This is a genomic window from Streptomyces sp. NPDC043896 (genome assembly GCF_056435605.1).
Map to the genome: position 1 here is coordinate 221515 of NZ_JBWKEE010000003.1, position 20242 is coordinate 241756.

Genomic DNA, 20242 nt, shown 5'->3' on the forward strand with positions numbered 1-20242 from the left:
GCGGGTTTCACCGAGGGCCGGACGAGGGCTGACGGAGCACCGCTGGAGCGGCCGCTCGCCGGGGCCGGTTCGCGGGTAGGACCGGGGGATGAGCAACGTACGCCCCGCCAAGGGGTACTCCCGCGACAGCCGTTACATCACCACCCGGATCACCGCCGACGGGCGCGACGGCTTCCCGGTGGAGCCCGGCCGCTACCGCCTCGTGGTGAGCCGCGCCTGCCCCTGGGCGCACCGCGCGATCATCGTCCGGCGGCTCCTCGGGCTGGAGAAGGCCCTGCCCATGGCCGTGGCCGGACCGACGCACGACGTCCGCAGCTGGACCTTCGACCTCGACCCCGGCGGCCGCGACCCGGTGCTCGGGATAGAGCGGCTCCAGGAGGCGTACCTCGCCCGCGACCCCGGCTACGACCGTGGCATCACCGTGCCCGCCATCGTGGACGTGCCGAGCGGCGAGGTGGTCACCAACGACTACGCGCAGATCACCCTCGACATGTCGCTGGAGTGGACGGCGTACCACCGCGAGGGGGCCCCGGACCTGTATCCGGCCGCGCTGCGCCCGGAGATCGACGCGGTCGGCGAAGAGATCTACCGGGACGTCAACGACGGCGTCTACCGCACCGGCTTCGCCACGTCGCAGGAGGCGTACGAGGAGGCGTACGGGCGCCTCTTCGCCCGTCTCGACCGGCTCTCCGAGCGGCTGGAGCGGTCCCGCTACCTCGTCGGCGACACCATCACCGAGGCGGACATCCGGCTCTTCACCTCGCTCGTCCGCTTCGACGCCGTCTACCACGGCCACTTCAAGTGCAACCGGGAGCGGCTTTCGGACATGCCGGTGCTGTGGGCGTACGCCCGGGACCTGTTCCAGACGCCCGGGTTCGGGGACACGGTCGACTTCGACCACATCAAGCGGCACTTCTACGTCGTCCACAGCCACATCAACCCGTCCGGGATCGTGCCCCTCGGCCCCGACGCCTCCGGCTGGCTCGAACCGCACGGCCGGGCGGCCCTGGGCGGACGCCCCTTCGGCGACGGCACCCCGCCCGGTCCCCTCTCGCCCGCCGAGACCGTCCCGCCCCAGCGCACCCCCTCGCACGGCTGACGCGCCCGCGGCCCGCGCCGCCCGGGCGTTCCGCGAGGTGGCCGCCACCGCCGGGCCGGCCGGGCCGTTGCCGCAACCGGGTGACGTGCGGGCCGCTGGGGGCCGTGGCAACCTGTTGGCAGGTCTCGGGGCCCCTGCGGGGGGCAGCCGCGACGAACGGAGCGCGCCGTGCGAAATCCGATCCTGCCCGCGGGGCTGCGGCGCCGGGCGGCCGCCGGCTGCGCCGCCCTGCTGCTGGTGGCGCTCACCGCCGGTACGGGGGCCCGGGCGGCCCCCTCACCGACGCCGACGCCGACGCCGTCGCCGTCCGGAGCCGGTCTCGACCCGCGCATCACGGAGATCATGCGCGAGCCCGAGTACCGGTACGCCCAGTGGGGGCTCCTGCAGACCGAGCCGGCCAACGGGCGGGTGCTGCACGCCCTGTTCCCCGGCCAGTTCTTCATCCCCGGCTCCACCGCGAAGCTGTTCCCCGTCTCCGCCGCCTGGCAGACCCTCGGCCGCGACCACCGCTTCGTGACGCCCGTCTACGCGGTCGGGCGGCGCGAGGGGTCCACCCTGACCGGCGACCTCGACCTCGTCGCCCAGGGCGACCTCACCCTGGGCGGACGGACCCGGCCCGACGGGACGGTCGCCTACACCGACCTCGACCACACGTACGCCGACGACTTCCCGGGAGCCACCCTCACCCCGGAGAACCCCCTCGCCGGGATCGACCGGCTCGCCCGGCAGGTCCGCGAGGCCGGCATCACCCGCGTCGAGGGCGACGTGATCGTCGACAGCCGGCTCTTCGCCCCCGACCCCGGGCTCGATCCCGTCCCGACCCCGCTCATCGTCAACGACAACCTCATCGACCTGCTGACCACCCCCGGGGACCGGGCGGGCACGGACGCCCGGCTGGACTGGCGGCCGAAGGTGGCGCCGTACGAGGTCACCTCGACGGTGAAGACCGTCGCGGCCGGCGAGCCGACGGACATCACGGTGACCGCGACCGGGGGCGGCACCCGCATCCGGCTGTCCGGGACCATCGCCGCCGGCGCCCCGCCCCTGCTGCGCACCTCCCCGGTCACGGACCCGGCCTCCTTCGGCCGGACCGCGCTGATCGAGGCGCTCGGCCGGGCCGGCGTGGAGGTCACCGCGCCCGCGACGGGGCCCAATCCGGCCGCCCGGCTGCCGCGCGACTACGCGGGGGTGCCGCGCGTCGCCGCGTACACCTCGCCCCCGTACGAGCAGTACGCGAAGCTGATCCTGAAGGTCAGTCACAACCTGGGCGCCAACCTGGCGGTCTGCCTGCTGGCCGTCACCACCGGCAGCCGCCAGTGCGCCGACGGCTTTCCCGTGATGGCCGCCTTCCTGGACCGGGTGGGCGTCGACCGCGAGCAGGTCGCGCTGATGGACGGCCGGGGCGGCAACCCCGCCGACCGGGTCACGCCCCAGGCCCTGGTGCAGATGCTGGCGTACTGGCAGGGCACCCCGGACGCGCGGCGGTTCCGGGAGGCGCTGCCCGTCCTCGGGGTCGACGGGCTGCTCGCGGAGAACTGCCGCGACTGCCCGGCGCGCGGCAAGGTGTTCGCGAAGACCGGCGCGGCCGTCGGCGGCGACCTCCTCAACGACCGGCTCTCGGTGGGCGCCATCACCATCGCCGGCTACCTCGACAAGGGCGGCGGCCGCTTCGACACCTTCTACGCGGGCGTCACGGGTGCGATGACCGCGACGGCCGACCCCGAGGACGTGGTGGGGATCGCGAACGACCTGGCCCGGATCGCCGCGTACCTCCAGGAGCCGCCCTGACCGCACACCGGCCACCGGCCCGGCCGCCCTCTTGACCGGCGGTCCGTGCGGGGCGGTATATGGACGCCATGACCACCGGACCCCGTGCCCGTTCGTTCGATTCGGCGGCGGCCCGCTACGCCGACCACCGCCCCGCCTATCCGGCCGAGCTCTTCGACGCCGTCGAGGAGATGGCGGGCTTCCCGCTGGCCAGCGCCCGCGTCGCCGACGTCGGCGCCGGCACCGGGATCGCCACCGCCCTGCTGCACGCCCGCGGGGCGCGGGTGGTGGCGGTGGAACCCGGGGAGGGCATGGCGGCGGAGTTCCGCCGCCGGAACCCGGGGATCGCGCTGGTCCGCGGCGACGGCGACCGGCTGCCGCTGGCCACCGCGAGCACCGACCTGCTGACCTACGCGCAGTCCTGGCACTGGACGGAGCCGGCCCGCTCCGGTCCCGAGGCCCTGCGCGTCCTGCGGCCCGGGGGCGCGCTGGCCGTCTGGTCCAACGACCCGGACACCGGGGTGGAGTGGATCGCCGACCAGCAGGCGCGCATCGAGAAGCACTTCGGCCCGGGCTGGTACGTCAACGGGCCGGCCCGTTCGCAGCCGGGCCTGGAGTTCGCGACCCGCCGGCTGAGCTGGTCGCGCCGGATCTCCGTCGAGGCGCACCTCGGCAAGCTCTCCACCCACTCGCTCTTCCTCGTGGGCGAGCCGGGCACGGAGGCCTTCCTCGCCGCCGAGCGCGCCCGCCTCGCCGCCCTCTTCCCGGACGGCCTGCTCCGGGAGCACTACGCGCTCAGGCTGCACCTGGCCGTCCGCGGGTAGGCCCTCCTTCACCCCGGCCCCTGCTCCCATCGGGGGGTATTCCGGCCCGCCGGGCCGGTTCGCGGCGGTGTCCGGGACGGTGCTGGGGAACACTCGTAGCGCCCTGACCCGGGGGCACGGGAGAGGACGGCACGTGTTCACCAACACCAAGGCATACAGCGGATTCGCCGTGAACGACCTCCAGCGGGCGAGGGAGTTCTACAGCGAGACCCTCGGCCTGCGGGTCACCGAGCAGAACGGCATGCTGACCCTGCACATCGCGGGCGGCACGGAGATCCTCGTCTACCCGAAGCCCGACCACACCCCGGCGGGCTTCACCGTGCTGAACTTCCCGGTCGACGACATCGACGCGGCGGTCGAGGAACTGACGCACCGGGGCGTCGGCTTCGAGCGGTACCCGGCGTTCACCCACGACGACAAGGGCGTCGTCCGCGAGTCGGGCGGCCCGCAGATCGCCTGGTTCACGGACCCGGCGGGCAACGTCCTCTCCGTGCTCCAGGAGCCGTAGCGGCCGGCGGCCCCCGCCCACGCGGAAGGCCCCGGTCTCCGTGAGGAGACCGGGGCCTCCGGTCGAGCGCTGGGCAGGCCTTGCACCTGCATTCCCCCACGGGAAGTGGGGTGTCTTTCCTTGGACCACCAACGCGTGTCCCGTCCACCGTGTTTCGCTGCGGCGAGTACGAGGTCGACTATACGGCACGCGGGGGCCTGCGAAACCGGGTGGCATCGGGGGCGGCGGGGCGTCAGCCTGGCCTGATGACCGAGGAATTGAATGTTCTGCGCCTGTATGTCAGGAACGACCCCTCACTGGGCCCTCACGAGGACCTTGAGATCCGCCCGCTCATCGACGGGGTGGACGTGATCGAAGAGACCTTCGAGGACGAGGAGCACGGCGCCCGGTGCGGCCACCCCAGGGAGTGGCTGCTGCCCGGCGGACCGCTGTCGGTGGGCCACAGGCCGCACTCGGTGACCTTCGCGGAACAGTGGTGCGGTTGCCACGATCTGCTGTACCTCACGCTGCGGCGCGACGGCGACACGGTGGTGTGGAGCTGGCGGCCGGCCGAGGAGGGGGTTCCCGGACTGCCCGAGTACCGCTTCGACGCCGCCCGGTACGACGCCGAGCTGGAGCGGGCCCGCCGGGACGGCGGCTGGGAGTGGCCGGCGCAGACCGTCGCCCGGCTGGTGCTCGACGGACTGCGTGGCGAGACCGGGTGGCTGGAGCGGTGGTCGTGCGAGCTGGGCCACGTGTGGACGGATCCGGCGCACCCCGGACAGGTGCTGGTCTACTTCTTCCGCGACGAGCAGGACCCGGACGGCGGGTACCGGCGGGCCGAGGAGTTCGGCGGGACGACCACCGTCGGCGACGAGGACCCCGCCCGCCGGGCCGGACGGATCGTACGGGCCTTCCTGGCGGGCGATCCCCGGACGGTGGAGGGGTTCCGGCCGTACTCGCCGGCGGAGCTCGGGCACGGGCACTACCTCGGCGAGGGGCCGATGCCCTGGAAGACGTACCTGTAGCGGCGCTCAGAACCAGTTGACGGTGAGTGCGAAGGCCGTGCCCGCGCTCGCCCCGGCGGAGTCGGTCACGGTGGCGGTGACCTGGGTGGTGCCGCTGCTCCACGGTCTGCCGGTGACGCGGCCCGAGGCGGGGTCGAGGGTGAGGCCCCAGGGCAGGCCGGCCGCGGCGAAGCGGAGGGGCTGTCGGCCGCCGGTGGCGGTGAGCTGGAGGGTGCAGGGCTGGTTGAACCGGCACGTCCGGGGCCCGGGGTCGGCGAGCCTCAGGTCGGCCGGGGTGGGCGTGGGGGTCGGGGTGGGCGTCGTCGGCGTGGGCGTGGGGGTAGGGGTCGGGGTCGGCGTGGGGGTGGGGGTGGTGCCGCAGCCGGGGGTGGCTTCCGGGGGGAGGGGGACCTGCCAGATCTGGGGGTCGTTCTCCGAGCCGACCAGGAGGTGCGCGCAGTCGGCGTACGTGACCGTCTCGCCCTGCGACTGCGCGGGGAGGGCCACGTCCGCGAGTCTGGTGCCCGACGCGTCGTACACCGAGGCGGTGTCGGCGCCCAGCGGGCCGCCGCTGCGGAGCGCGTACGAGGCGCCCGTCGGGGAGTAGGCCCCGTCCGTGGCGAAGACCGGGCCGGGGCGGACGGCGGTCAGGGTGTTGACCTGCCCGGTCACCGGCGGGAGCGGGGCCTGGTACAGCTGTCCGGCCGCTCCGATCCGTTTGCTCGCGATGTGGATCCGGCCGGTGAGCGGGTCGGCGAGCAGGGACTCGGCGTCGTGCCGGCCGTCCGCGTAGGCGAAGCGGTACGTCACCGGGGTGACCGTGGCGCTGGTGAGCCGTTCCGGTTCGGGGAAGCCGTGGACGGCGATCTCCGCGCGGCTGCCGAAGTTGTCCCCGATGTCTCCGACGAGGACGGCCGGGGCTCCCGTGGCGTCCTTGCCGATCGCCAGGCCCTCCCAGTCGGTGTTGGGGACGCCCGCGACCGTGAGGGTGGCCTTGAGCACGCCGGTGGCGCCAGTGCAGTCGATGGCGAAGACCTGGTTGGTGTTGCCGCTGTCGTTGACGGCGTAGAAGACGCCGGGGTGTCTGCGGCTCATCGCGAGCCCGCTGATCTCGGTCATCCCGCCGGGCAGGGTGCACTTCTTCCCGGGGGCCGGGGCGGCGGCGACGGCCCGGGGCGCGGGGGCCGGGGAGGCGGTGGCGTCCGCCGTCCGGGCCACGGCCGACAGGAGCGTGGCGAGGGCCGCGGTCGCGAGGGCCGCGGCCATGGGGGGTGTCAGGAGTCGGGGCATGCGGACCATGTGAGGCGGTGCCGGCCGGCGGCGCCAGCCCCGGGGGCCTCCCGTTCGAGCATCGTTCAATGCCGGACCGGCATAGCGCCGCCGGGCCTGCCGCGCGCCGGGGTCCGGCTCCGGGCCGGGGTCCGGCTCCGGGCCGGGCGCCCCGGTCGGGCGTTTCCGGGCCCCCGGCCGGCGGTTCAGCGCTCGGGCTCGCGTACCGGCGCCTTGTGCCCGGCGTGGGCGATGAAGGCGCGGGCCGCGCGGCTCAGCGGCCGCCGGGGGTGCGCGATGCCCACCGGGCGCAGCAGGGCCGGAGTGAAGGAGCGGATCTCGGCCCGGGTCCCGAAGGCTCTGGAGACCACGTCGCGGTACCAGATGAGGGAGCCGCGTCCATCGGTCACGCCCGTCACCCAGGCGAGGCGTTCGTCGACCTCCAGGGAGGGCACGGGGCGTACGCCCATGCAGCTGAACATGGCTTCCATCTCGGTGCGGCGGCCGGTGCCGGGGGTGGGCAGCACCATGGGGAGGCCGTCGAGCATCCGCAGGGGGACGGGGTGCGGCAGCCGGGTGCCGATCGGTGAGATCAGCACCACCTCGCGTTCCTGGATGAAGTGGGTGGACAGTTCCTTGTCGACGGGCAGGTCGACGAGGGCCAGTTCGGCCCGCCCCCGGGTGAGTTCCTCGACCAGGGCCTCGCGGCTGCCGTGCTGCTGGAGGCGGATGTCCACGCCGGGGTGGCGTCCGGTGAAGCCGGCGATCAGGTCGGTGGCCAGGTCGAGCGCGAGGGTGGGGGTGGTGACGAGGGTGAAGGCGGCCCGGGAGTCCTTGCCGTGCGGGGTGCCGATGTCGTCGATGGCGTCGACCGCGTTGAGCACGGTACGGGCCAGCCGGACGACCCGGGCCCCTTCCGGTGTGAGGTCCACCCCCCTTCCCCGGCGTGCGAGGAGTTCGACTCCGAGGTCCCTTTCCATGGCCTGGACCGCCCGTGACAGGGCGGACTGCGCGACGAAGACCGAGGCGGCCGCGCCGGTGATGGACCGGCAGTCGGCGACGGCGACGAGGTAGCGGAGCTGCGCGAGCGTGGGGGTCATGAGCGGACGGTAACGGCGTGGGCATGGACCTGTAAGGGCCGGTGGATGAACAACTGCCGTCGGCCCCCGGGACGGCTCCATACCGGCTCGGCGGCAAGACATGCACGGGCGGCATGAGCCCCGGCGGACGCCGTACGCCGGCCCGTGCGCGGGGCCGGGCGGCCCGGCCGGGGAAAGCCGCAGGCCAGCGGTGTGGCGGGGGCGGGCGGCCGGTGCGGGAGGCCCGGGCGCCGGGCGCGGCCGGTTTCGCACCGGGGCGAAGGACCGTATTCCGTATGTCTGTTGACAGTGTGCGGCGCCCCCCGCACGATGCATCGCGGCGTCCGGGCGTTTGACCACGGTTTCAAGCCCTGTCGCGCCGGCCTGCGGCCGGGGTGGCGCCCGGCGCCGCTCCGCGATCAGCGCAGCACTCACCTCATCGCTCGCCCCCGTTCTTCCGCCCCGTACTGCGCCATGTCACACAGCACTGGAAGAGGAGCGCTCGTGACCCTCCCGCCCCAGCAGTCCGCCTCCCCCCGTGAACTGGTCGTCGCGGTCAGCCCGTTCGAGGAGCCGAACCCGAGGATCGTGACCGCGGCCGCACGTGCCGGGGCGCTCGGCCTGCTCGACCTCGGCCGCGACCCGGACGCGGCGCGGCGCGCCTTCGCCGAACTGGCCCGCCGGCTCGGCGACGGCGGCCCCGGCGGCAGCGGCAGCGGCAGCGGCGGGCGGTACGGGGTGCGGGTGCCCCCGGGGTGCCCGGCCGGGCCCGGCGAGCTGCCGCCCGAGGTGGACACCGTGCTGCTGGCGGACCCCGCCGCGCACACCCCGGAGCGGGTGGCCGCCTGGGCCGCCGCACCCGGCCGGCCGCGCGTCTGGGCCGAGGTCACCAGCCGGGCCGAAGCCGCGGCCGCCGTGTCCGCCGGGGTGGTCGCGCTGGTCGCCAAGGGTCACGAGGCGGGCGGCCGGGTGGGCGGGGCCACCACCTTCGTCCTGCTCCAGCAGCTCCTCGCGGACCCCGGGCCCGGGGTGCCCGTCCTGGCCCTGGGCGGGATCGGGCCGCACACGGCGGCCGCGGCCGTCGCGGGCGGGGCCGCCGGGGTGGTGCTCGACGTACAGCTCGCCCTGACCACCGAGGGCGAGGAGTCGCTGCCCGGCGAAGTCGCCGCCGCGCTAAGGGCGATGGACGGTTCGGAGACCCGGCTGGTGGACGGGCACCGGGTGTACGCCCGTCCGGACCTGCCCGTCCCCGACGGGCCGGTGCCCGCCCTGCTGGGCGCCCGCGGCCTGCGGGCGCGGTTGCTGCCCGTCGGCCAGGACGGGGCGACGGCTGCCCGGCTGGCGGCCCGCCACCGGAGCACCGGCGGGGTGGTGCGGGCCGTGCGGGCGGCCGTCACCGGGCACCTGGAGGCCGCCGTACGGGCCCGGCCACTGGAGCGGGCACCCGCCGTCGCCCAGGGGCCGATGACCCGGGTCAGCGATCAGCCCGGCTTCGCGGAGGCGGTGGCCGCCGCGGGCGGGGTGCCCTACCTGGCGCTCTCGGTGATGGAGGCTCCGGACGTCCGCCGGCTCCTGGCCGCGACGGCCGCGCGGCTCGGGGACCGCCCCTGGGGGGTGGGCCTGCTCGGCTTCGCCCCGGAGGAGCTGCGGCGGGAGCAGCTGGCGGCGGTGGCCGAGGCCCGCCCGCCGTGGGCCGTCATCGCCGGCGGCACCCCGGCGCAGGCGGCCCCCTTGGAGGCGGCCGGGATCCGGACGCACCTGCACGTGCCGTCGCCGGGGCTGCTGGAGCGGTACCTCGCCGAGGGGGCGCGGCGGTTCGTCCTCGAGGGGATGGAGTGCGGCGGGCACGTCGGGCCGCGCGCCTCGTTCCCGCTGTGGGAGGAGCAGATCGAACGGCTGCTGGCCTGCCCCGATCCGCAGGCCCTGGACGTGCTGTTCGCCGGCGGCATCCACGACGCGCGCTCCGCCGCCATGGCCGTGGCGGCCGCCGCACCGCTGGCCGCGCGGGGCGCGCGGACCGGCGTACTGATGGGCACCGCCTACCTGTTCACGGAGGAGGCGGTGGCGTGCGGTGCGGTGCTCCCGGTCTTCCAGCGGACGGCGGTGGAGTGCGCGGACACCGTGCTGCTGCACACCGCGCCCGGGCACGCCACGCGCTGCGCGGCGACGCCGTACGCCGAGGCCTTCGAGGCCGCGCGGCGGCGGCTGGAGCGGGACGGTACGCCGCCGCGCGAGAAATGGGAGGAGCTGGAGCGGCTGAACCTGGGCCGGCTGCGGATCGCCGCCAAGGGGCTGCGCCGGACGCCGGACACCCCCGGCCTGGAGCCGGTCGCCGAGGAACAGCAGTACGCGGAGGGGCTGTTCATGCTCGGCCAGGCCGCCACCCTGCGCTCGGGGGCCACGACGGTGGCCGCGCTGCACGCGCAGGTGACCGAGGGGGCGACCCGGCTCCTGGAGCGGCGGGCCGCGGAGCTCGCGGTGCCGCCCGCACCCGCCGGGGAGGACGCGGATCCGCTGGACGTCGCCATCGTCGGCATGGCCTGCGCCTACCCCGGCTCCCCCGATCTGGCCGGCTACTGGGCGCGGGTCCTCGACGGCACCGACGCGGTCACCGAGGTCCCCGCCGAGCGCTGGGACCCGGCGCTGTACTACGACCCCGACCCGGCCCGCGCGGGTGAACGCACCCCCTCCCGCTGGGGCGGCTTCCTCGGCCCGGTGCCCTTCGACGCCCTCGCCCACGGGATCCCGCCCGCCTCGCTGGCCGGGATCGAGCCGGTCCAGCTGCTGGCCCTGGAGATCTCCGCCCGGGCCCTGGGGGACGCGGGCTACGGCCGGGAGCGGGAGTTCGACCGGTCGCGGACCTCGGTGGTGTTCGGGGCGGAGGCCGGTACCGAGCTGGCCGGCGCCTACGGGCTGCGGTCCCTGCTCCCCGGCTACCTGGGCGGCGTCCCCGAGGGCCTGGACGAGCAGCTGCCCCGGCTGACCGAGGACTCCTTCCCGGGGGTCCTGGCCAACGTCATCGCGGGCCGCGTCGCCAACCGGCTGGACCTGGGCGGCGCGAACTGCACGGTCGACGCCGCCTGCGCCTCCTCGCTGGCCGCCCTGGACCTGGCCTGCCGGCAACTGCGCGACGGGGACAGCGACATGGTGCTGTGCGGGGGCGCGGACGTGCACAACGGGATCAACGACTACCTGATGTTCTCCTCGGTCCGCGCCCTGTCCCCCGGCGGCCGCTGCCGGCCCTTCGACTCGGCCGCCGACGGGATCGCGCTCGGCGAGGGGGTGGGCGTGCTGGTCCTCAAGCGGCTCGCGGACGCCGAACGGGACGGCGACCGGGTGTACGCGGTGGTGAAGGCGGTCGGCGCGGCCAGCGACGGCCGGTCGCTGGGCCTGACCGCGCCCCGCCCCGAGGGCCAGCGCCGGGCGCTGGAACGGGCCTACGCCCGGGCCGGGGTCTCCCCGGCCGAAGTGGGGCTCGTGGAGGCGCACGGAACCGGCACGGTGGTCGGCGACAGCACCGAACTGGCGGTGCTGACGGAGCTGTTCACCGCGTCGGGCGCCGCGCCCGGGTCCTGTGCGCTGGGCTCGGTGAAATCGCAGCTCGGGCACACCAAGTGCGCGGCCGGGCTGGCCGGGCTGATCAAGGCGGCGCGGGCCGTGCACTCGGGCGTGCGGCCGCCCACCCTGCACATCGAGACGCCCAACCCGGCCTGGCGGGAGGGCAGCAGTCCGTTCTTCTTCGACGAGCGGGCCCGGCCCTGGCCGGTCCCCGCGCCCCGGCGCGTCGCCGGGGTGAGCGCCTTCGGCTTCGGGGGCACCAACTACCACGCGGTGCTGGCCGGTTACGCCGGGGCGGACGAGCCCGCGCACGGGCTGGAGGAGTGGCCGGCCGAGCTGTTCTGCTTCCGGGGCGAGGACCGGCGCGCGGCGGGCCGGGCGATGGCGCGGCTCGCGGCCCGGCTGGAGGAGAACGACGCGGCCGGGCGGCCGTGGAGCCTGCGGGACCTGGCGGCGGAGGCCGCCGCCTCGGGGACGGGCCCGGTGCGGGTCGCCGTGGTGGCCGGCGACACGGAGGAGCTGGCCGTCCGGCTGGAGCGGGCCCGGGCGTTCGCGCCGGGCGCGGGGGTCCACGTACGGGCGGAGTCCGCGGATCCGGGGCTGGTGGCGTTCGTCTTCCCCGGGCAGGGCAGCCAGCGGCCGGGGATGCTGGGCGAGCTGTTCACGGCGTTCCCCGCGCTGCGCGGGCTGCTGGACGCGGCTCCGGGGGCGGTGGTCTCGGCGATGTTCCCGCCGGCGGCCTTCGACGCCGGCGGGCGGGCGGCCCAGCGGGCCGCGGTCACCGGCACGCGCGTGGCCCAGCCGGCCCTGGGGCTGGCGGGGGCGGCCGCGCACCTGCTGCTCGGCCGGGTCGGCGTACGGCCGGACTGCGTGGCGGGGCACTCGTACGGTGAGCTCACCGCGCTGTGGGCGGCCGGGGTGTACGACACGCCCGCGCTGCTGCGGCTGAGCGCGCGCCGCGCCGAGGCCATCCTGGCCGCCGCCGGGGCGGATCCGGGATCGATGGCGGCGGTGCGGGCGGCCCCGGAGGAGGTGCGGGAGATCGCGGAGCGCGCCGGCTGCGTGGTGGCGAACCACAACGCGCCCCGGCAGTGCGTGGTCTCCGGTCCGACGGCGGCCGTCTCCGCTGCCCTGGACGCGCTCCGGGAGGCGGGCCTGACGGCGGAGCCGCTCCCGGTGGCGTGCGCGTTCCACAGCGGGGTGGTCTCGGCGGCGGCCGGGGCGCTCGCGGCCGAGCTGGCCGGTACGGAGGTGGCCGACGCCGCCGTACCGGTCTGGTCGAACACCACGGCCGGGCCGTACCCGGCGGACGCCGGGGCCGTACGGGAGCTCCTGGCGCGGCAGCTGGCGGAGCCGGTGCGGTTCGTGGAGCAGGTGGAGGCCATGTACGCGGCCGGGGTGCGGACCTTCGTGGAGGCCGGGCCCGGGCGGGTGCTGTCGGGGCTGGTCGGCCTGATCCTCGGGGACCGGCCGCACACGGCCGTGCCGCTGGACGTGCCGGGCGAGCACGGCCTGGTCCGGCTGGTCACCGCGCTGGCGGAACTGGCCGCGGCGGGCGTGCCGGTGGAGCCGGAGGCGCTGTTCCGGGGCCGGACGCGGCGGCTGCCGGAGCGGGCGCCGGGCCGTCCGGGCTGGCTGGTGGACGGGCACCTGGTGCGTACGGCCGACGGGGCGCCGGTGGCCGGGGGGCTGCGTCCGGCCCGGCGGGTGGAACCGCCCGCCGGGGCGCGGGCTTCGGGGGACGCGGCTCCTTCCGGGGGCGGGGACCGGCGCGAGGAGGCGGTGCTGGAGTACCTGCGCGGGACGCGCGAGCTGGTGGAGGCCCAGCGGGCGGTGCTGCTGGGGTACCTGGGCGCGGCGGCGCCCGAGCGGCCGGCGGCGGGCGCCGGGCGGGGCGGGGCGGCGGGCGGGCCCTTCGACCTGACCGGCACCCCGCCCGTGCCGGCGGCGGCGCCGGTACCGGAGCCGGCGGCCGCGGCGGACGGGGCCCGGGCGCCGCGTACGGCCGAGGAGGTGATGGACGCGGTGCTGGAGGTCGTCCACGCCCGGACCGGCTACCCCCGGGACATGCTCGACCCCGAACTCGACCTGGAGGCGGACCTGTCCGTCGACTCGATCAAACGCGTGGAGATCATCGGCGCCCTGGCCGACCGCGTCGGGCTCCCGCGGGAGCCGGGCGGATCCACCGAGTCGGCGGTGGAGGAGCTGTCGCGGATCAAGACGCTGCGCGGGATCGTCGACTGGATCGTCTCCCGCTCCGCCGGCGCGGGCCCCTCCCCGGAAGCGGGACGGGAACCGGCGCCGGCACCGGCCCCGCTCACCCGGCTGCGGGTCGAGGCGGTCCCGGTGGCGGTGGCCGCCGGGGACCCGGAGGCCCTGCGGGGCCTGCGGATCGGGGTCGTCGAGGACGGCCAGGGTCTCGCGGCGGCCCTCGGCGGGGCGCTGCGCGAGCACGGGGCGGAGGTGCGGCTCCTCGCCGGGGCGGAGGCCGGGTGCGACGGGCTGGTCGACCTGTCCGCGCTGCGGGCCGGGGCCGAACCGGTGCTGCCGGCGGCGTTCGAGGGGCTGCGGCAGGCCCTGGCCGGCGGGACCGGCCGGCTGCTGCTGGTCACCGCGCCCGCTCCCGGGACGGCGGGGGCCGGGCTGCACGGGTTCGCCCGCGGCGCCGCGCTGGAGTTCCCCGGCACGCTGGTCCGCGCCGTGGAGGTCCACCCCAAGGAGGACCCCGAGCGGACCGCCCGGCTGCTCCTCGCCGAACTGGCCGGTGAGGCGTCCGAGGAGTGCGCCTCCGTCGGGTACGCCCCGGACGGGACCCGGTTCGCCCGCCTGCCGGTACCGGCGGCCCCGCCCGCGGCGGCCGGGGACGCGGCGCCGCTCGGCCCGGACTCGGTGGTCCTGCTCACCGGCGGGGCGCGCGGGATCACCGCCCGGACCGCCCTCGCGCTGGCCCGCGCCACCGGTTGCCACGTCGAGCTGGTCGGCCGTACGCCCGAACCGCCGACCGGGGCGGACGCGTTCGGGCAGGCCCGGGACCGGGTCGCGCTCCGCGCCGCGCTCATCGCCTCGGGGCTGCGCACCCCGGCCGAGATCGAGGCGGCGGCCTCGCGGATCCTCGCCGCGCGCGAGGTGCGGGCCGCCCTGGACGCCCTCGCCGGGGCGGCGGCCTCCGTCCGCTACCACCGCGCGGACGTCACGGACGAGGCGGCCGTACGGGCCGTCGTGGCGGACGTGCGCGCCCGGCACGGGCGGCTCGACGGGATCGTGCACGGGGCGGGCGTGCTGCGGGACGGGCTGCTGCGCGAGAAGCGGCCGGCGGACTTCGCGGAGGTGTTCGCCGTCAAGGTGGCCGGCGCCCGGAACCTGGCGGCCGCGGCCGCCGAGCACGGGGCGGGGCCCGCACCCCGGTTCCTGGCCCTGTTCGGGAGCGTCGCCGGGGTGTACGGCAACCGCGGCCAGAGCGACTACGCCGCCGCGAACGACGCCCTCGACACCCTCGCGCACGCCTGGGCGGAGTCCTTCCCGGGCCGGGTGCTGTCGGTGGACTGGGGGCCCTGGGCCGCGGAGGCGGGCGGGATGGTCACCCCCGAGCTGGAGCGCGCGTACGCCCGGCGGGGGATCCCGCTGATCGCGCCGGAGGCGGGGGCCGCCGCGTTCCTCGCCGAACTCGCGCACGGGGACGACGTACAGGTGGTCCTCACGGCCGCCCCGGAGGAAGGGCGCGGCGATGAGTGAGCGGCCGGGGCACGGTCCGCGCCCGACCGACGCGGCGATCGTGGGGATGGGCGCGGTGTTCCCCGGCGCCGGTGACCTGGCGGTGTACCGGCGGAACCTGTTCGCGGGGACCGACTGCATCGGCGAGGTCCCGCCGGAGCGCTGGGACCCCGAGGTGTACTACGACCCGGACGCGGCGTCCGGTCCGGCGGCCGGTGACCGGTTCTACTGCCGGCGCGGGGGCTTCGTCGACGGCCTGGCGGGCTTCGACCCGACGCGGTTCGGGATCATGCCGGCGGCGGTGGAGGGGGCCGAACCGGACCAGCTGCTGGCGCTGCGGGCGACGGCCGAGGCGGTCGCGGACGCGGGCGGCGAGGAACGGCTGCCGGCCGACCGGTCGCGGATCGGGGTGGTGCTGGGGCGCGGCGGGTTCATGGGGGTGGCCACCGCCCGGCTGGACCAGCGGGTGCGGACGGCACACCAGTTGGCGCAGACGCTGCGGGAGCTGGCGCCGGAACTGGGCGAGCGGCGGATCGCGCGGGTACGGACGGCCTTCCAGGAGGCGCTGGGCCCGGAGCGGCCGGACGCCTCGATCGGTCTGGTGCCGAGTTTCACCGCGGCCCGGACCGCGAACCGGATGGACTTCCGGGGCCCCGCCTACACCCTGGACGCGGCCTGCGCCTCCTCGCTGCTGGCCGTGGACCAGGCGGTCGGGCTGCTGGCGGCCGGACGCTGCGACGCGGTGGTGGCGGGGGCGGTGCACCACTGCCACATCGCCACCCTGTGGAGCGTGTTCACGCAGCTGCGGGCCCTGAGTCCGAGCGAGCGGATCCGGCCCTTCGACCGGCGGGCGGACGGGACGCTGCTGTCCGAGGGCACCGGGGTGGTGCTGCTGAAGCGGCTCGCGGACGCGCAGCGCGACGGGGACCGGGTGTACGCGGTGGTCCGCGGGACGGGGGTGGCCGGGGACGGCCGGGCGGCGAGCCTGATGAGCCCCCTGGTCGCGGGCCAGGTACGGGCGCTGGAGCGGGCCTGGCGGGAGGCCGGGCTGGATCCCGGGGCGCCGGGGGCGCTGGGGCTGCTGGAGGCCCACGGTACCGGGACCCCGGTCGGGGACGCGGCCGAACTGGACACCCTGGCCCGGGTGTTCGGGCCGCCCGGCGCGGCGGCCGGCCCGGGGATCGGCTTCGGGTCGGTCAAGTCGGCGCTCGGCCACACCATGCAGGCCTCCGGCATGGCCGGGCTGATCAAGGCCGCGCTGGCGGTGCACGAGGGGGTGCTGCCGCCGACCCTGCACCTGGAGGACCCCCACCCGGCGCTGGCCGGGACCCGGATGCGGCCCGTGACGGCCGCCGAGCCCTGGGAGCGGGGGCCGGCCCCGCGCCGGGCCGGGGTCAACGCCTTCGGCTTCGGCGGGATCAACGCGCACGTGGTGCTGGAGGAGGCTCCGGCCGCCGGGCGGGCGGCTCCCCCGGTGCGCCGGTTCGTCCCGCTGGGCGGCGGGGCCGCGCCCGTGGGGGCGGGCGCGGGGGGCGGCGTACTGCTGCTGGCGGCGGACACCCCGGCGGAGCTGGCGGCCCTGCTGGCCACGCCCTCGCCGGTGTCCGGCGGGGACGGGCCCTGCCGGGTCGCGGTGGCCGGGCCCACGCCGCAGCGGCTCGCGCTGGCCGCGAAGGCGGTGGCACGGGGCCGGGCCTGGCGGGGGCGGGGGGACGTGTGGTTCAGCCCCGAGCCGCTGGGCGGCAGGGTCGCGTTCCTCTTCCCGGGCCTGGAGCCGGAGTTCGCCCCGGTGCTGGACGACGTCGCGGACCGGCTGGGCATGGAGCGGCCGCGCCTGACCCGGGGCGGTTCGCTGGTCGAGCGGGCCCTGGACGCCATCGCGACGGGCCGCTTCCACGCCCGGGTGCTGCCGGCCCTCGGCATCGGGGCCGACGTACTGGCGGGGCACAGCCTGGGCGAGTGGGCGGCGATGGTGGCCGCCGGCATGTACCCCGAGGACGCGGCCGACGCCTTCCTCGACTCGCTGCGGCCGGGCTCGCTGAGGGTCCCGGACCTGGTGTACGCGGCGCTGGGCTGCGGGGCCGGGCGGGCGCGGGCGGCGCTGCACGGGCTGGACGCGGTGGTGGTCAGCCACGACAACTGCCCGCACCAGTCGGTGGTCTGCGGCGACCCGGAGCAGGTCGCGGCGGCGGTCGCCCGGCTGCGCGGCGAGGGGGTCCTGGGACAGGAACTGCCCTTCCGCTCCGGCTTCCACACCCCGATGTGGGAGCCCTACCTCGGCCAGGTCCGCGCCGCCTTCGGGCGGCTTCCGCTGGAGCCCGGCTCCGTCCCGGTGTGGTCGGCCACCACGTGCGCGCCCTTCCCCGAGGCCCCGGAGGACGTGCGGGAGCTGGTGGTGCGCCACCTCCTGGAGCCGGTCCGCTTCCGCGAGCTGACGCTGCGGCTGTACGAGGAGCAGGACGTCCGCAGCTTCGTGACGCTGGGCCCCGGCAGCCTGCCGGGCTTCGTCGAGGACACCCTGCGCGACCGGCCCCACCTGTCGGTCCCCGCCTCCTCGGCACGCCTGCCGGGCCTGGCCGCCCTGACCCGCACCTGCGCCGCGCTCTGGGCGGAGGGCCACGCCCCCCGCTGGGACCTCCTGTCGCCGGACCGCGCCCAGACCCCGCCCCGGCGACGTCCCCGGCCCCAGGCCCCGCCGGACGCGCGGACCGGGACCGGAACGCCCCTGCCGGTGGACGCACCGCACGGGGCCGAAGCCACCGCGCCCCTCCCGGGGGGCGCGGAGGGGAACGCCGGAGCCGGCACGCCGGTCCGGGTGGGCGGGCAGGAACGGGCCGGAGCCGGCACACCGGTCCCAACGGCCGCACAGGAACAGGCCGAAGCCGGCACACCGGCCCCGACGGCCGTACAGGAGCAGGCCGGAGCCGGCACGCCGGTCCCGCCGGGCGCGGCCGCCTCGTCCGCCGTCCGCCCGGCTGGACTCCCCGGCGCGGCCGCCGGGAGCTCGGGGTCACGGCCCGGATCCGCAGGCCCGGCGGGCGCCGGCGGTATGCGCCTGGACCTCGGCTCACCGCTGGTCCGGCTCGGCGAAGCCGCCCGGGCCTCCCTGAGCGGGCTCCTCACCACGGCCCCCCTCCCGGGCGAGCCCGACCGTGCGGCCGCCGTACCTCCGGGCCGGCCGGTCCTGCTGTCCGCGCTCGACGCGGTGCTCGACGACACCCGTTCCGCCGCGCGGAGCGTCACCGAGGCGTGGACGGCCGCGCACCCGCCTCGCCAGGGCGGCCTCGCCCCCGTGGCTCGGACGGGCCCGGCCCGGAAGCGGGACCCGGAGCACGCGAAGGGACCGGGCGCGGAACCCTGGTCAGGGGCCGGGTCCGACACCGGATCTGGGCCCGCTGCCGGGTCCAGGGCCGCATCCGGATCTGGGCCCGCTGCCGGAGCCGGAACCGGGGCCGGGTCAGAGCCCGGGGCCGCAGCCGGGGCCGGGTCCGAGCCCGGGACCGGGGCCGGGGCGCAGGGCGGGGGGAGGGCCACGGGGAAGCACACCCTGCGGTTCTCGCTCGCCGCGCTGCCCTACGTACGGGACCACTGCGTGTACCTCCAGCCCGACGGCTGGCCCGAGGACTCCGACCGGTTCCCGGTCGTGCCCATGACCACCATGCTGGAACTGGCCGCCGACGCCGCCCGGCGGTACGCGCCGGCCGGTCTGGCCGTCACCGGCTACGAGGACGTCCGTGCCCTGCGGTGGCTGCCCGTGGAACCGGCCCTGGACGTCGAGGTCCTGGTCCGCCGCGAGGGGCCCGGCCGGTACCGGGTGGCGGTCGGCGCGTACGCCTCCGTGGTCGTCCTCCTCGGCGAGCGCCACGCGCCCCCGCCCGCCCCCGACACGACCCCGCTGCGTGACCCCCGCCCCGCCCCCGTCAGCGCGGCCGCCCTCTACCGGGACCGGTGGATGTTCCACGGCCCGCGCTTCGCCGCCGTGCACGAGGTGCGCACCGTCGGCTCGGACGGCATCGAGGGGGTCCTGCGGGCCCTGCCCGACCCGGGCGCGCTGCTGGACGCGGCGGGCCAGCTGTTCGGGCACTGGATGCAGCTGAGCCTGCCGGTGGACCGGCTGGTGTTCCCGGCCACCGTGGACCGCGTGCGGTTCTGCGGCCCGCCGCCGGCGCCGGACGAACTCGTCGGGGCCACGGCCCGGGTCCGTGAGGTCCGCGACGTCACCGTGCGCGGCGACCTCGAACTGCGGCGGGCGGGCGGCGCGGTGTGGGCCCGGATCGAGGGGTGGACGTACCGCCGGTTCGGCGCAGACGAACGGGTCTGGCCGATGAAGTTCACCCCCGAGGTGTGCGGCATCGGCGAACCGCAGCCCGGCGGGTGGTGCCTGGCCCGCAGGCGCTGGAGCGATCCGGCCTCGCAGGAGCTGGTGATGCGCCGCTACCTGGGTGCCGCCGAACGGGCGGCGTACGAGCGGCTGTCGCCGCGCGCCCGCGCGCCCTGGCTGCTCGGCCGGATCGCGGCCAAGGACGCGTTGCGGCAGCTGCTGTGGGACGGCGGTGCCGGGCCGGTGTTCCCGGCGGAGGTGCCCGTCGGGAACGACGCGGCGGGCCGCCCGCTGGCCCTGGGCGCCCTCACCGCCGGGTTCCGGCTGACGATCGCCCACAAGGACCGGATCGCCGTCGCCCTCGCCCACCCGGACCGGGCGGTGGGCATCGACGTGGAGCCGGTCACCGCCGACCCGGACGCGCTGGTCCGGATCGCCCTCGGGCCGGACGAACTCCGCCTCGCCGAGGCGCTGGCCGGCCCCCGGGAGGGAGGTCTGCCGGAGGCGCTGACCGCCCTGTGGTGCGCCAAGGAGGCCGCCGCCAAGGCGCACGGCGGCGGGCTCGGCGGCCGGCCCCGGGACTGGCGGGTGTCCGCCGGCCCGGACGGCGCGGACGGGCTGCTGGTCCGCTCTCCTGACGGGCTCCCGTACCCGGTGCGCACCACGCTGACGGGGTCCGCCCCGCCCGGCCACGTCGTGGCCTGGACCGGCAACGGCAACGGCAACGGCAACGGCAACGGCAACGGCACACCGTCCACCGTCCCCTTCCACCTCACGGAGACACGCCATGGGAAATGACATCCTCGCCGAGATCACCGGCATGCTGGTGGAGATCGTCGGCGACGAGTACCTGCTCGCGGACGAGGTCACGATGAAGACGACGTTCAACGAGGACCTCGCCCTGGAGAGCATCGAGTTCGTCGCCCTCGCCGAGGCGCTGCACCAGCGCTACGGCTCCGGGGTGGACCTGATGGGCTTCCTGGCGGAGAAGGACATGGACGCCATCCTGGCCATGTCCGTCGGTGAACTCGTCACCCACATCGGGCGGGTCACGCACGCCTCCCTCGCCCGGGGCGCGTCGGGCAGCGGTGCCTCCCCGGCCCGTGCGGCCGGCTGAGCC

General features: G+C 77.0%; 10 protein-coding genes. 8 read left to right on the forward strand and 2 right to left on the reverse strand.

Annotation, left to right across the window (positions count from 1 at the left end):
• Window positions 1-88 precede the first annotated feature (88 nt).
• The 5 genes from AC069X_RS05730 (at window position 89) to AC069X_RS05750 (ending at window position 5205) form a co-directional block, all read left to right on the forward strand.
• Window positions 89-1099, forward strand: coding sequence for a glutathione S-transferase family protein (locus tag AC069X_RS05730; RefSeq protein ID WP_478725466.1), 1011 nt, complete (start codon window positions 89-91; stop codon window positions 1097-1099).
• A 168-nt stretch (window positions 1100-1267) separates the two neighbouring features.
• On the forward strand, window positions 1268-2887 hold the full coding sequence (gene dacB, locus AC069X_RS05735) for a D-alanyl-D-alanine carboxypeptidase/D-alanyl-D-alanine endopeptidase (RefSeq protein ID WP_478725468.1): 1620 nt from the start codon (window positions 1268-1270) through the stop codon (window positions 2885-2887).
• Between the two features lie 68 nt (window positions 2888-2955).
• On the forward strand, window positions 2956-3690 hold the full coding sequence (locus AC069X_RS05740; RefSeq protein ID WP_478725470.1) for a class I SAM-dependent methyltransferase: 735 nt from the start codon (window positions 2956-2958) through the stop codon (window positions 3688-3690).
• Window positions 3691-3823: 133 nt separating this feature from the next.
• Window positions 3824-4198: a VOC family protein gene (locus AC069X_RS05745; RefSeq protein WP_478725472.1), complete on the forward strand. Its 375-nt coding sequence runs from the start codon at window positions 3824-3826 to the stop codon at window positions 4196-4198.
• 245 nt (window positions 4199-4443) lie between these two features.
• Complete coding sequence (locus AC069X_RS05750; protein WP_478725474.1) at window positions 4444-5205, forward strand: hypothetical protein; 762 nt, start codon at window positions 4444-4446, stop codon at window positions 5203-5205.
• A gap of 6 nt (window positions 5206-5211) precedes the next feature.
• Here AC069X_RS05750 and AC069X_RS05755 read toward each other — a convergent pair whose 3' ends face one another.
• The gene (locus AC069X_RS05755) at window positions 5212-6474 is read right to left on the reverse strand and encodes an Ig domain-containing protein (RefSeq protein ID WP_478725476.1); all 1263 of its coding nucleotides are present in this window, start codon (window positions 6472-6474) and stop codon (window positions 5212-5214) included.
• 185 nt (window positions 6475-6659) lie between these two features.
• Window positions 6660-7553 carry a LysR family transcriptional regulator gene (locus AC069X_RS05760; RefSeq protein WP_478725478.1) on the reverse strand — a complete coding sequence of 298 codons (894 nt, stop codon included), beginning with the start codon at window positions 7551-7553 and terminating at the stop codon, window positions 6660-6662.
• A 483-nt stretch (window positions 7554-8036) separates the two neighbouring features.
• On the opposite strand from AC069X_RS05760, the gene AC069X_RS05765 reads away from it, so the two are divergent.
• The 3 genes from AC069X_RS05765 to AC069X_RS05775 are packed head-to-tail and all read left to right on the forward strand — an operon-like array spanning window position 8037 to window position 20239.
• Window positions 8037-14822: an SDR family NAD(P)-dependent oxidoreductase gene (locus tag AC069X_RS05765; RefSeq protein ID WP_478725480.1), complete on the forward strand. Its 6786-nt coding sequence runs from the start codon at window positions 8037-8039 to the stop codon at window positions 14820-14822.
• Window positions 14815-19920: a type I polyketide synthase gene (locus AC069X_RS05770; protein ID WP_478725482.1), complete on the forward strand. Its 5106-nt coding sequence runs from the start codon at window positions 14815-14817 to the stop codon at window positions 19918-19920. Before AC069X_RS05765 ends, AC069X_RS05770 begins: the two co-directional genes overlap by 8 nt.
• A complete protein-coding gene (locus tag AC069X_RS05775; protein WP_478725484.1) occupies window positions 19910-20239 on the forward strand; it encodes an acyl carrier protein in 330 nt (109 codons plus the stop codon). Before AC069X_RS05770 ends, AC069X_RS05775 begins: the two co-directional genes overlap by 11 nt.
• The last annotated feature ends 3 nt before the right edge of the window (window positions 20240-20242 follow it).